Annotated in this window: 10 protein-coding genes; 5 read left to right on the forward strand and 5 right to left on the reverse strand. The window is 36.3% G+C overall.

The window, feature by feature from the left end; all coding sequences use genetic code 11:
• Positions 1–167: 167 nt before the first annotated feature.
• Positions 168–1,964, reverse strand: coding sequence for a translation elongation factor 4 (lepA, locus tag M0M57_RS05290; RefSeq protein WP_248436047.1), 1,797 nt, complete (start codon positions 1,962–1,964; stop codon positions 168–170).
• Positions 1,965–2,238: 274 nt separating this feature from the next.
• Between lepA and dusB the strand changes: the two genes are divergently transcribed.
• Together dusB and M0M57_RS05300 are read left to right on the forward strand one after the other, a co-directional pair.
• Positions 2,239–3,231, forward strand: coding sequence for a tRNA dihydrouridine synthase DusB (dusB, locus tag M0M57_RS05295; protein ID WP_248436049.1), 993 nt, complete (start codon positions 2,239–2,241; stop codon positions 3,229–3,231).
• 17 nt (positions 3,232–3,248) lie between these two features.
• Complete coding sequence (locus M0M57_RS05300) at positions 3,249–3,980, forward strand: hypothetical protein (RefSeq protein WP_248436051.1); 732 nt, start codon at positions 3,249–3,251, stop codon at positions 3,978–3,980.
• A 123-nt stretch (positions 3,981–4,103) separates the two neighbouring features.
• Here the strand turns inward: M0M57_RS05300 and M0M57_RS05305 are convergent, their stop codons facing one another.
• The 3 genes from M0M57_RS05305 to rbfA form a co-directional block, all read right to left on the reverse strand.
• Complete coding sequence (locus tag M0M57_RS05305; protein ID WP_407647469.1) at positions 4,104–5,504, reverse strand: MATE family efflux transporter; 1,401 nt, start codon at positions 5,502–5,504, stop codon at positions 4,104–4,106.
• Positions 5,505–5,684: 180 nt separating this feature from the next.
• Positions 5,685–6,884: an ABC transporter permease gene (locus tag M0M57_RS05310; RefSeq protein ID WP_248436055.1), complete on the reverse strand. Its 1,200-nt coding sequence runs from the start codon at positions 6,882–6,884 to the stop codon at positions 5,685–5,687.
• 1 nt (position 6,885) lies between these two features.
• On the reverse strand, positions 6,886–7,278 hold the full coding sequence (gene rbfA / locus M0M57_RS05315; RefSeq protein WP_248436057.1) for a 30S ribosome-binding factor RbfA: 393 nt from the start codon (positions 7,276–7,278) through the stop codon (positions 6,886–6,888).
• 134 nt (positions 7,279–7,412) lie between these two features.
• Between rbfA and M0M57_RS05320 the strand changes: the two genes are divergently transcribed.
• Positions 7,413–8,558 carry a cystathionine gamma-synthase gene (locus M0M57_RS05320; protein ID WP_248436059.1) on the forward strand — a complete coding sequence of 382 codons (1,146 nt, stop codon included), beginning with the start codon at positions 7,413–7,415 and terminating at the stop codon, positions 8,556–8,558.
• A 55-nt stretch (positions 8,559–8,613) separates the two neighbouring features.
• Here the strand turns inward: M0M57_RS05320 and M0M57_RS05325 are convergent, their stop codons facing one another.
• Positions 8,614–9,402: a THC0290_0291 family protein gene (locus tag M0M57_RS05325; protein WP_248436061.1), complete on the reverse strand. Its 789-nt coding sequence runs from the start codon at positions 9,400–9,402 to the stop codon at positions 8,614–8,616.
• A gap of 266 nt (positions 9,403–9,668) precedes the next feature.
• Between M0M57_RS05325 and gdhA the strand changes: the two genes are divergently transcribed.
• Both gdhA and porZ read left to right on the forward strand, forming a co-directional pair.
• A complete protein-coding gene (gdhA, locus tag M0M57_RS05330; RefSeq protein WP_248436063.1) occupies positions 9,669–11,012 on the forward strand; it encodes an NADP-specific glutamate dehydrogenase in 1,344 nt (447 codons plus the stop codon).
• A gap of 124 nt (positions 11,013–11,136) precedes the next feature.
• The gene (gene porZ, locus M0M57_RS05335) at positions 11,137–13,431 is read left to right on the forward strand and encodes a type IX secretion system anionic LPS delivery protein PorZ (RefSeq protein WP_248436064.1); all 2,295 of its coding nucleotides are present in this window, start codon (positions 11,137–11,139) and stop codon (positions 13,429–13,431) included.
• Positions 13,432–13,714: the final 283 nt, after the last annotated feature.

The raw sequence follows: 13,714 nt of genomic DNA on the forward strand, positions 1-13,714 counted from the left end.
CCCACAGTTTCAACCGTGGGGTTTTGTGAACCGTGGAGAAAACAATTTTCATCCCACGGTTGAAACCGTGGGCTAATGAAAAACCCAACAACTCTCGTTGTTGGGTTTATATTATTCAAATATTGCATCGCATTTCGTACAGACGTTGCATTGCAACGTCTCTACAATTAATCATTCAACTTCAACACCGCCATAAACGCCTCTTGCGGAATCTCTACATTACCAACCTGACGCATTCTCTTTTTTCCTTTTTTCTGTTTTTCCAACAGTTTTCGTTTACGGGAAATATCTCCACCATAACATTTGGCGGTCACGTCTTTTCGCAACGCTTTAATCGTTTCACGAGCAATAATCTTCGCACCAATTGCCGCTTGAATCGGAATGTCAAACTGTTGTCTCGGAATCAATTCACGCAGTTTTTCACACATTTTCTTACCAATATTATAGGCATTGTCTTCGTGAATCAAAGCCGACAAAGCATCCACCGATTGAGCATTCAACAACACATCTAATTTTACTAATTTTGACGTTCTCATCCCAATAGGTGAGTAGTCAAACGAAGCATATCCTTTAGAAACCGTTTTCAAACGGTCATAAAAATCAAATACAATTTCGGCCAACGGCATATCAAAATTCAACTCAACTCTTTCTGTCGTTAAATAGGTTTGATTCGTAATCACACCGCGTTTTTCAATACACAAACTCATCACATTCCCCACAAAATCCGATTTGGTAATGATGGTTGCTTTGATATACGGTTCTTCCACACGGTCCAATTTAGATGGCTCCGGCAAATCGGAAGGATTGTTTACAATCAAAATTGTATCCGGTTCTTTCTTCGTGTATGCGTGATACGAAACGTTGGGAACCGTTGTAATCACAGTCATATCAAACTCACGCTCCAAACGTTCCTGAATAATCTCCATATGCAACATTCCTAAAAATCCACAACGGAAACCAAAACCAAGAGCAGCAGAACTTTCCGGTAAAAACACCAACGACGCATCGTTCAATTGTAATTTTTCCATCGAAGCTCGTAAATCTTCATAGTCTTCGGTGTCAACAGGATAAATTCCGGCAAAAACCATTGGTTTCACATCCTCAAAACCTGTAATCATATTAGTAGTAGGGTTTTTAGCATCGGTCAATGTATCACCTACTTTTACTTCTTTTGCCTCTTTAATTCCCGAAATTAAATAGCCTACATCACCGGTTGAAATCACATTTTTCGGAACTTGATTCAACTTCAACGTCCCAACTTCATCCGCAAAATATTCGTTTCCGGTGGCCATAAATTTAATCTTCTGACCTTTTTTAATTTCACCGTTTTTCACACGGAAAATTACTTCAATACCACGAAACGGATTGTAATGCGAGTCAAAAATCAACGCCTGCAACGGTTCATCAACATTTCCTTTTGGAGCGGGAATTTTTTCAATAATCGCAGCCAAAATATTTTCTACACCAAAACCGGTCTTACCCGACGCGTGAATAATATCCTCTAATTTACAACCTAATAAATCAATAATATCGTCGCTCACTTCCTCCGGATTGGCACTTGGCAAATCCACTTTATTCAACACCGGAATAATTTCCAAGTCGTTTTCTAAAGCCAAATATAAATTGGAAATCGTTTGAGCCTGAATACTTTGTGCCGCATCCACAATCAACAAAGCCCCTTCACAAGCGGCAATGGATCGCGAAACTTCATACGAAAAATCAACGTGTCCGGGCGTATCAATCAAATTCAAAATATATTTCTCGCCTTTGTATGTATATTCCATTTGAATCGCATGACTCTTAATCGTAATCCCACGTTCACGCTCCAAATCCATGTTGTCCAGTAACTGAGCCTTTTCCTCACGAGCCGTCACCGTTTGAGTAGCCCCCAATAAACGATCGGCCAACGTACTTTTCCCGTGGTCAATGTGAGCAATAATGCAAAAATTTCGTATGTTCTTCATCTTCGTTTAATTCAAATTTTTTGGGCGTTCCCCAAGGGTCGGGCTTTCCGTTCCAAGTCCTCGTCACGGTTTCGCTATCGCTACACCGTTCCTGTGGGCTTTCCACTGCAATCCCTAACGCAAACCCTGCTCCTTAGAGAATTGTGTGCAAATATAAAGCAAAGTTTTGGATTTTAAAGATGTTAAACCTGACAGGTTTTGAAAACCTGTCAGGTTTAGACATAGCTCATTTTGCAAACCCCACCTGTTTCCCTATCTTTGCAAAAAAAATTCAATGCCAAAAATCGGAAACATCATCTTACCCGACTTTCCCTTACTTCTTGCTCCAATGGAAGATGTGAGTGATCCGCCGTTTCGTCGCTTATGCAAATTGCACGGAGCCGATTTGATGTATTCTGAATTTATTTCATCCGAAGGCTTGATTCGTGATGCGATGAAAAGCAAAATGAAACTTGATATTTTTGATTACGAACGTCCGGTTGGAATCCAAATTTTTGGTGGTGACGAAGAAGCAATGGAAATGTCTGCCAAAATTGTGGATACCGTTCAACCCGATTTAGTAGATATTAATTTTGGTTGCCCGGTTAAAAAAGTCGTTTGCAAAGGAGCCGGTGCGGGAGTTTTAAAAGATGTTGATTTAATGGTTCGATTGACCAAAGCCGTCATCAAAGGAACGAATCTTCCGGTAACAGTAAAAACCCGTTTAGGTTGGGATGAAAATTCCATCAACATTGATGAAGTCGCTGAACGTTTACAAGACATTGGTGTGCAAGCGTTAACCGTTCACGCAAGAACGCGTGCTCAAATGTATAAAGGTCATTCTGATTGGTCGCACATTGCTCGTGTAAAAAACAATCCGAGAATTACGATGCCCATTTTTGGAAACGGTGACATCGATTCACCCGAAAAAGCTTTGGAATACAAAAATAAATATGGTTTGGATGGAATGATGATTGGCCGTGCCGCCATTGGTTATCCTTGGATTTTTAACGAAATCAAACATTATTTCAGAACAGGCGAACATTTACCTGAACCCACGATGAAAGACCGCATTGAAGCCGCCCGAAATCACTTAATTTGGTCAATGGATTGGAAAGGCGAACGCGTTGGAATTTTTGAAATGCGTCGTCATTATACCAATTATTTCAAAGGTATTCACGGATTCAAAGAATACAAACAAAAATTAGTTACAACCGATGGAGCAATGCCGTTAATGGCACTTTTTGAAGAAATTGCTGAAGTATATGCTAATTATCAGACGGTTTAAATGGATAATAATTTATTATGAAAAACAAATTACTTTTATTATTTATTTTATTTATCGCATGTAATAAAAAAGAAGCAGTCGAATACAATAATATTAGCTTTTCAGAATTCATTACTTTCCAAGAAAATGCTATTTTAAATCATTCTGTATCAGCAACAACACAAAAACTTTTTTTAAATTTTAATTCTAATATTTCAAGAGAAGAATTTGAAAGGCTAGCAAAATTAAATATTGATAAAGAAACATTATTACAAAGAAATGATACTTTAATTTTTCCTTTTCTAATACATGATAGACCCTCCGATTTTGGAAATAGCTTCGAACTGTACCCAACCTTTTCTTCCAATAAATTAAAAGCCATATCATTAAGATCTAATGGCTTCTTGTATGATAATTATGGAGACTATAATCCAGAAAGGAATTATTTCAATTATTTACAATTATTGGAAAAAAAATATGGCAAACCCCTCTTAGAAATGAATTCAGAACATTCAAACCGAGCTTTTTGGATTAATAATAACCTTGTTATACATATTTGGGAAAATTTCAACTTAAATCCTTTACAAAAAGACCATAGTAATGATTTTATAAAATTTGGTTTATATTATTCAGATTTAATGTACGAAAAACAAAAAGTTAAAGAATTACGTGAAAAAGAAATTCAAATGGAAAGAAATAATTTGGATTTAAATAATAGAATTCAAGATAGCTTAAGAATTAGGGACAGTATATCAACTCTTGCATTTTAGTTAAAAACTGTTCAACAAAATCATGGTAAGCTTATTTATATAGGTTTTTTTGTTCTCGCTCCGCTCAATTTATCTAAACCCTAGAATTAGTCTATCTGACTTATATGGTTAAAAATAAAAAGGTTACACCACCATTTTTTTCCACTTCCCTTTTTTATACAAAATATAACCGGCAATGGTAATGCACGTTTCTGCTATCGGAACCGCCATAAAAACTCCGGTTGGACCCATTTTTAAAAACTTCGCTAAAAAATAAGCCAACGGAATTTGAAACAACCAAAACCCAAAGAAGTTAATTTTTGTAGGTGTCCACGTATCTCCCGCACCGTTAAATGCATTGATTAGCACCATTCCGATTCCATAAAAAACATAGCCTAAACTCATAATTTGAATGGCTTCTACAGCAATATCCAAAACTGCTTTATCATTTGTAAATAAAGTAATAATCGGGCGGGCGGCGGTTAACGTGACAATCATAATAATTCCCATAAAAATCACATTGTATTTTGCGGTAACCATCACTGATTTTTCGGCACGTTCAATTTGTTTTGCTCCTAAATTCTGACCCACCAAAGTGGCGGCAGCACTGCTCAATCCCCATGCGGGAAGAATGAAAAACATCATAATCCGAAGAGCGGTTTGATAACCCGCTGAACCAACGTCTCCTCCGGTTGTGGCGACAAGGTTTGCCATAAAAATCCAACTGCACGAAGCAATCACAAATTGCAAAACGCCGGGTGCAGCAATTTTAACTAACGCTTTTATCTGATCAAAATCAGGAGTTATGTAAGCAACCATCATTTTGATAACACCTTTACCGTTGAAGAGATGATACATTTGATAGATAACGCCAATACTTCTTCCAATTGTAGTCGCAATAGCAGCTCCGGTTAAACCATAAGCCGGAATAGAACCCCAACCGTTAATCAAAATTGGATCTAAAATAATATTACAACCATTCGCCAACATCAAACTTTTCATCGCAATAGCAGCATTTCCGGCACCACGAAAAATTCCGTTGATTAGGAAAAGTAACATAATGGAAACGCTTCCTCCCATCATAATTTGAACAAACGAAGTTCCGTAAATGGCTGATTCTTGCGAAGAACCCATCCAAATTAAAATATCGGTGGCATAAATGATTCCGAAAATGCTGAGAATGGTATTTACAGCAACAGCAATTAGTATCGCCTGCATACCAGCTTTTGCCGCAGCAACCGGATCTTTTTCGCCAATTCTTCGGGCAACAACCGCTGTGGCTGCCATACTGATTCCGATAGCTAATGAATAAATTATAGTAAGAACAGATTCGGTTAATCCAACGGTTTGAACAGCAAAGCTGCTGTTTTCCAAGTGACCGACAAAGTACAAATCGACTAAAGCAAAAACCGATTCCATCATCATTTCCAACACCATCGGAATAGCAAGCAGAATAACGGCGGTTTTTATTTTTCCGGAAGTATAATCAAAATCGGCTTCGCCTTTTAAAGCCATTTTTATAGTAGAAAAGATACGTGAAAACATACCCTTTGATAGTTTATTTTCTGTCATTTTTAATAAAGATTAAGTGAATAAAAATTTATCTGAAAGAACTTTCAGATTAAATTAAAGCGAGAAGAACGTCTTTATACGAAATAAGGACAAAAAAATACTATCATATTCTTGAAGTGAAGTACAAATATAAATTATTTTATAAAACGGAGACTATTCCAACAATTTTTTATTGACGCGGCTGCTGGCAATCCATGAGGCAAGAAATCCTAAAACGGCAATGGTAGCAATCACAATCAATACATTTGCAAACGAAAACCGAACCGGATAGGCCATGCTTTGGTTAATCATAATAAAACCAAATTGTTGTTGAAGAAGCGTAACAATAATTCCTAAAACTAAACCAATCAAACATCCTAGGAAGCAAATTAGAAACCCTTGATAAAGGAAAACTTTTCTCAAATCTTCTATATCAGAACCTAAATTGAATAAGGTTTTTAAATTTGATTTTTTTTCAATAATTATCATAATCAAAGCCCCGACTAATGTGAAAAGCGTGACTGTAATTACCAACGAAAAAATAAGATACAAAACCAAATTTTCGGTATTCAACATTTTATAGAGCGATTCATTCAGTTGAGCTCTGTTTTTGATGACGACATTGTTTTGCAGAATTTTTTCCAATGAAGCAATAACGTCAGATTCGTCTGCATTCGGTTTGAGTTTTAACTCAATTCCGGAAATTTGATTGGACTTATAAGCCAATAATTCCTGCACAATACTTAAATCGGCAAAAACATATTTCTGATTGAGTTCTTCATTGATGTAATAAAATCCCACCGGAACTAAAACGGAACGGTTAAAAGCTCCATCCGGCGAATCAATCGTGCCTTTTCCCGGTTTGGGAACAAAGGTTTCAAAAACATTCACCAAATCAAATAATCCCATGGAAAGCTTCTGACTAATGCCGTGACCAACTACAACTTCTTCGGAATCTTCTTCAATCCATTGACCTTGAAAAATAGTTTTTTCGACTTGGTTTACTTGATTAAAATTTTTATCAACTCCTTTAATGTTAGCTAATAAATCTTTTCCGTTAAAGGTAAAAAGTGCTCTTTCTTCAATGATTTTGCTAAAATGTGCAACACCTTCGAGTTTACTAATTTCGGTTTCTTGTTGGGGACTGATTAAGATGGTTTTTCCGGTTTTTGCAACCGCTTTTAAATCCGGATCAAAATCATTTGAAAAAGACAAGCTGAAATCTTTTAATCCACTAAAAACCGACATTACCACAAACAAAGCCATGGTTCCTACAATTATCCCCACCGATGCGATGAGTGTAATAATGTTTATGGCAGTGTTTTTACTACCACTAAATAAGTAACGTTTGGCTATGTAAAGCGGAAATTTCACTTTAAGATTTCTTTCTTTTTTCTAAAAGATCAGGATTTTCAATCGGATTTACATCGCCAGTTAATGCTTTATCTATTTTTTCGATATAATCCAATGAGTCATCAATGTAGAAAGTTAAGTTGGGCACTTTGCGTAATTGAAGTTTTACACGTTGCGATAAATCATGTTTAATTAAAGGTGTATTCGATTTGATTGCAGCTAAAATTTCCGGACCTTTTTCGGTTGGAAAAACGCTTAAATATACTTTTGCCACCGATAAATCAGTTGTAACAGAAACTTTTGAAACAGAAATAATCAAATTTGAAATTCCGTTTTTACGCACTTCGCCTTGCAAAATATCAACTAAATCATTCTGTAAAACGCTCCCTATTTTTTTTTGTCTATTTGTTTCCATGATGCAAAAGTACAGATTTTTGTGAGTATTTGAATTGTAATTAGTTCCACTTCTAATTAATTTATCGAATCTTTAGGAATAAGTTAGAAAATTTATAAATTTCAACTTCTTATCTTTGCACAAATAAATAAATTATGAAGTTCAACACAAAAGTTATACATGGTGGTCAACACCATGATCCAAGCACAGGAGCAGTAATGCCTCCGGTTTATAACACGTCTACTTTTGCACAAAAAAGTCCGGGTGTTCCCATTAATCATTATGAATACAGTAGAGCGGCCAATCCAACTCGTCAAGCATTGGAAGATGCGTTGGCAAGTATTGAAAATGGTGTTCGCGGTTTAGCCTTTGCTTCCGGTTTGGCAGCAACAGATTCCGTTTTAAAATTATTAAAACCCGGCGACGAAGTAATTGCAATGGATGATTTATACGGCGGAACGTACCGTATGTTCTCTCGTATTTATCAAGATTTTGGTATCAAATTCCATTTTGTTGATATGAATAATTTGGAGAAATTTCAATCCTTAATAAATTCAAACACAAAATTAGTTTGGGTTGAAACACCTACTAATCCGTTGATGAAATTAGCTGATATTGCTGCTATCGCTAAAATTACAAATGAAAAGAAAATCCTTTTTGCAGTAGATAACACCTTTGCTACACCCTATCTTCAAAAACCATTGGATTTAGGTGCGGATATTGTGATGCATTCGGCAACCAAATATTTAGGAGGTCATTCTGATGTGATTGCCGGAGCTTTGATTGTAAAAGATGCAGAATTAGGTGAGAAATTACACTTTGCACAATTTGCAACCGGAGGAACATTAGGTCCACAAGACAGTTATATGGTGCTACGAGGAATTAAAACCTTGCACCTAAGAGTACAAAGACATTGTGAAAACGGAATGAAAGTAGCCGAATTTTTAAGCAATCATCCTGAAGTAGAAAAGGTATTTTATCCCGGTTTACCAGACCATCCATTTCATGCAATTGCTAAAAAACAAATGATTGGCGGTTTTGGTGGAATGGTTTCTTTTACATTCAAATCAGGTAAAAAAGCAGACTCTATTTCGTTCTTAGAAAAACTAAAAGTATTCACTTTAGCAGAATCATTAGGTGGAGTTGAATCGTTGGCCAATCATCCGGCTTTGATGACACATGCATCTATACCTGAAGAAAAAAGAAAAGAGATTGGAATTTCAGACGATTTAGTTCGTCTAAGTGTTGGAGTAGAAGACATTGATGATTTATTAGCCGATATTGAACAGGCATTCAGATAAAAACAAAAATCCCGTCAGCAAAAAGTTGACGGGATTTTTTATACTATAAAATCGATTAATCTAAGTAATAAATGTAACCTACATTTAGCCACACTAACCAATCGTTTGCTTTATTTTCTGTGTAAACTTGTGGATTCGGATTTAAACCATCAACCCAGTTAGAAAAATAATATTGCCAACGTAAATCAATCATTAAATCAGAAAGTACCGTTAATTTATATCGTGTTCCAACACTCGCTACAACAGACCAAACTGTTCCGCTTTCGTTGGTTACACCATCGATATATTTTACCGGAGTAACTTCCAACAATTGTCCAAGACCTAGACCTAACTCAGAATAAGCTTCTGGTTTGAAATAACTAAATTGTCCACCTAAACTCACAAATGGTGCAAGTTTTCCGGGCGTTGAAGAAAATTCTCTGATACTTAATGGAAAATATTCTAACTGCATTCCAATATTGGTTACAGCTGTGCTTCCTTTCATTGCTCTAAGTTGTTGAGCCTTTATAGATGTTTTGTTGTCATCAACCCATTTTCCATAATGCTCAAGGTTAGTCTTGTTATAAGAAAGCTCGCTTCTTACTTTGAAATGGTCATTAAAATAAGTTGGTGTTGCATAACAGTTACAATCTGCTCGGTAAGAGAAATTCATGTAGTGAATAATTCCAATACCAAAACCTGTATTTCCAAAATTTGTTTCGCCGTCGCCTCGCACACCATAATCGGATTGAAAAGCAACAGGTCCAACAATCGCACCAACTTCATGCGAAAAACCAAATTGTGCTTTAACTGCATTGTTAAAACCAAGTACTAGCAATAAGGTAATTATAAGATATTTGGGCATTTGCATATATTTTAAATGACAATTCTCGACAAATATATAAAAACATACTTCACTTGTAAAATAAAATGAAAAAATACTTGTATATATACGAAAAAAACTAAAATTTGTTTTAAATGTTATGATTTATTGTTGAATTTATCTTGATTTCTTAACAAAAAAATAAATCTACTGAGAATATAAAAAAAATTATACCGATATTTTAATAAAATGTATATTTGTCGCAACAAACGAAAACGTTTTCATAAAACGTTATTAAACTAATAATCATGACAGAAAGTATTCACTCTTTTGTTGAAGCTGTAGCTAAAAAAAATCCAAATGAACCTGAATTTTTACAGGCTGTAAAGGAAGTTGCCGAAACGGTTATTCCTTTTATTGAGCAAAATAAAAAATACCAAAACCAAATGCTTTTAGAGCGTATGGTTGAACCGGAACGTGTAATTATTTTTCGCGTAACATGGATTGACGATGCCGGAAAAACGCAAGTTAACCGAGGTTACAGAATTCAAATGAACTCTGCTATTGGTCCTTATAAAGGAGGAATTCGTTTTCATCCATCTGTAAATTTAAGCATTTTGAAGTTTTTAGCTTTTGAGCAAACATTCAAAAACAGCTTAACTACGTTACCAATGGGTGGTGGAAAAGGTGGTTCAGATTTTGATCCAAAAGGAAAATCAGACATCGAAATCATGCGTTTTTGCCAAAGTTTCATGACTGAATTGTCTAAACACATTGGTGCAGATACCGACGTTCCTGCAGGAGATATTGGTGTGGGAGGAAGAGAAGTAGGTTATATGTTTGGTCAATACAAACGATTAAGAAACGAATTTACCGGAGTTTTAACCGGAAAAGGAATTTCATTCGGTGGCTCATTAATTCGTCCGGAAGCAACAGGTTACGGAAACGTTTACTTTGCTCAAAGTATGTTAAAAACTAAAGGAGATAGCTTCACAGGTAAAATTGTAACAGTTTCAGGATCCGGAAACGTAGCACAATATGCAGCCGAAAAAGCAACCGAATTAGGCGGAAAAGTAGTAACACTTTCTGATTCTTCAGGATATATTTATGACGCAGACGGAATTGATGCTGAGAAATTAGCTCACGTAATGCACATTAAAAATGAATTGAGAGAAAGAATCAGCGAGTACGTGAAAAAATATCCTAATGCAAAATTTGTAGAAGGAAAACGTCCTTGGGAAGTAAAATGTGATATTGCATTGCCTTGTGCCACTCAAAATGAGTTAAACGAAGACGAAGCAAAAGCATTAATTGCAAACGGATGTATTTGTGTTTCTGAAGGTGCAAACATGCCTTCTACATCAGAAGCTGTTGAAGCATTCTTAAAAGCAAAAATATTATTTGCACCAGGAAAAGCATCTAACGCTGGTGGTGTAGCAACTTCTGGTTTAGAAATGTCTCAAAACTCTTTGCGTTTAAGTTGGACATCAGAAGAAGTTGACCAACGACTAAAAGCAATTATGGCTAACATCCACGAATCATGTGTAAAATATGGTTCAGACGGACAAGGCTATGTAGATTATGTAAAAGGAGCAAACGTTGCCGGTTTCGTAAAAGTAGCCGACGCAATGTTGGGTCAAGGAGTGGTATAATTTTTTCGCTTCAACTTAATAAAATTCAAAAGCTGTCTGAAAATGACAGCTTTTTTTATTCCCAAAATATTAAAAGTAGGATTCTTTCGTTTTACCTATATTTGTGTGTCAATTTGAATTGCTAATGAAGAATTTTTTCCGGATTATAGTTTTACTAATGTTTCCTTTTGTGAGTATTTCACAAAATCTGCTATGGGAAGGCTACTTCTCCTATAATGAAGTACGCGATTTATCGGAATCTGAAAACCGATTATTTGCCGCTTGCGAAACCGCTTTGTTTTCAAAAAATCGTTCTACAAATGAAATAAAAACATTTAATACTGTTGATGGTCTTTCGGGAGAAACTATTTCAACCATTTATCACAGTCAGCAGATCAACCGAACATTTGTTGGTCACGACAATGGTTTGTTGATAATGATTAATGAAGCCACTGAAGAAATCACTTTGTTAGTTGGAATTCGCGATCAAACCGGAGGAATTCCGCCCAACAAAAAGAAAATCAATCACATTTATGAATACAATTCAAAATTATATATTTCCACTGATTTTGCAGTAGTTGAATTCAAATTAACCGATTTCACTTTCGGAGATACGTTTTATATCAGTCCAACCGGAGCTCAGGCAGAAGTATTGGAAACAACAGTTTTAAACGAAGAAATTTATGCCGTAACGTTAAATCACGGAATTCGTAATGCACCGCTCTCAAATCCAAACTTGGTTAATTTTGAAGCTTGGCAAACATTAGATGCCGGATTTTGGAGAGGAATTGTCACATTTAATGAACAACTCGTTGCAATCAATTCAAATAATATTATTTACAGATTCATCGGAACGAGTCCATCGGCCGTTTTAAATGTTGGTCAAGCCTTTCTCGATTTACGAAGTAGAGGAGATAAGTTAATTGCTACCACTCCCACCAGAGTTGTAGTGATGAACGAATCGTTTAGTCAGATTGCGGTTATTCAAAGTACATCGGTACCAGATTTAACTTCAAATTTCACATCGGCAACTATCATTGGAGACTCCATTTATATTGGTACATTTGAAAATGGTGTGATTGAATCATCAATAACCAATCCCTCTTCCTTTGAAGTTTTACTTCCGCAAGGGCCAAATAAAAACAATATTTTTTCAATAACCGTAACGCCTTCGGGAACATTGTGGGCAACGTATGGCGATTATTCTCAATTTAACAATCCTTATCCGTTAGACGAGTATGGGATCAGTAAATTAGCACAGCAACAATGGCTAAATATTCCCTATGAAGAATTATTAGGAGCCAAATCGATTGTTCGAATCACCGTTAGCCCAACCAATGAAAACATTGTGTATGCAAGCTCCTATTTTTCAGGTTTATTAAAATTGGAAGATGATGTTGCTACAACCCTTTATAACGCTTCCAATAGCGGATTACAATCGTTAGTTATCCCGGGAAACCCAACCTATGGTCCTGATATTAGAATAGAACAAACCGCATTTGATAAAAATGGTAATCTTTGGGTATCAAACGGTTTAATTGCAAATATGCTCAAAGTGATGAGAGCCAATGGACAATGGCAATCCTATGATGTAAGTGATGTTTTAGGCGGATTTACCGGTAATAACCGAATGTCTATCGATAAGAACAACACCAAATGGCTTTGTACATTAGACGAAGGTTTAATCGCTTTCAATGAAAACTTCAATAACCGTTTACTAAAAATTAACGATGGTCAAAATGATGGTAATTTACCCTCATCAGCCGTGCAATGTGCTGTTGTAGATAACAGAAACCAGTTATGGATTGGCACCCGAAGAGGATTAAGGGTTTTGCCTTCGGTAGATCGATTTCTAAGCGAAGATCAACTCACAACCAATTCCATCATTATTTTAGATGACGGCTTAGCTCAAGAACTTTTGTTCGGACAATTTATTACCGATATCGCTGTAGATGGTGCCAACAACAAATGGATCGGAACAGCCGATGCAGGTGTGTTTCAATTTTCGCCAAACGGTCAGCAAACGTTACAGCGTTTTACTTCTGCCAATTCACCTTTGCCAAGCAACGTAATCAACGACATCGAAATCAACGGAACCACGGGCGAGGTTTTTATTGCCACCGCCAAAGGAATGGTCTCTTTCAAAGGAACATCCACTAAACCGAACGACGACCTGCAAAACGTCTATGTTTATCCCAACCCGGTGCGACCAGGTTTTGAAGGAACCGTAAAAATCTCCGGATTAACCAGCAAAGCCAACGTAAAAATTACCGACATCGAAGGAAACCTCGTCTACGAAGAAATCTCCGAAGGCGGCACCATCGAGTGGGACACTAGAGCATTCGGAAAATATAAAGTAGCTTCCGGGGTTTATATGATTTTTATTTCTACCAATGATGCGTTGGATACTACGGTGAAGAAGGTGATGGTGGTGAGGTAGGTAATTTCTTTTTTGCAATAATTTGGGCGTGTTTCGGGCTATCCGTTGCAAGTCCTCGCAAAAAACACCATTTTCTTCAACCCAAAAAGAGCTTCCTTTGGTCGCTTTTTTAGCTTTAGAAAATTGGCGTTTTTTTGCTCCGGGCTTTTCACTACTATCCCGCACGCAATAAGTGCAATCACAGTATTTCAAATTTAAATTCCCTTTGCTCTTCGAAGTCGAGAGACATCAAAGTAAATTAGTATTTCTATTTCAACAAATAACCTACAAATCAATCAAAATA

This window comes from Flavobacterium azooxidireducens, from assembly GCF_023195775.1.
In the GTDB taxonomy this organism is placed as follows: Bacteria; Bacteroidota; Bacteroidia; order Flavobacteriales; family Flavobacteriaceae; genus Flavobacterium; species Flavobacterium azooxidireducens.

Bases quoted from the DNA above. Each gene is read 5' to 3' on its own strand.
- lepA (WP_248436047.1), bottom strand. From the start codon at position 1,964: ATGAAGAACATACGAAATTTTTGCATTATTGCTCACATTGACCACGGG.
- dusB (WP_248436049.1), top strand. From the start codon at position 2,239: ATGCCAAAAATCGGAAACATCATCTTACCCGACTTTCCCTTACTTCTT.
- M0M57_RS05300 (WP_248436051.1), top strand. From the start codon at position 3,249: ATGAAAAACAAATTACTTTTATTATTTATTTTATTTATCGCATGTAAT.
- M0M57_RS05305 (WP_407647469.1), bottom strand. From the start codon at position 5,504: ATGTTTTCACGTATCTTTTCTACTATAAAAATGGCTTTAAAAGGCGAA.
- rbfA (WP_248436057.1), bottom strand. From the start codon at position 7,278: ATGGAAACAAATAGACAAAAAAAAATAGGGAGCGTTTTACAGAATGAT.
- M0M57_RS05320 (WP_248436059.1), top strand. From the start codon at position 7,413: ATGAAGTTCAACACAAAAGTTATACATGGTGGTCAACACCATGATCCA.
- M0M57_RS05325 (WP_248436061.1), bottom strand. From the start codon at position 9,402: ATGCCCAAATATCTTATAATTACCTTATTGCTAGTACTTGGTTTTAAC.
- gdhA (WP_248436063.1), top strand. From the start codon at position 9,669: ATGACAGAAAGTATTCACTCTTTTGTTGAAGCTGTAGCTAAAAAAAAT.
- porZ (WP_248436064.1), top strand. From the start codon at position 11,137: ATGAAGAATTTTTTCCGGATTATAGTTTTACTAATGTTTCCTTTTGTG.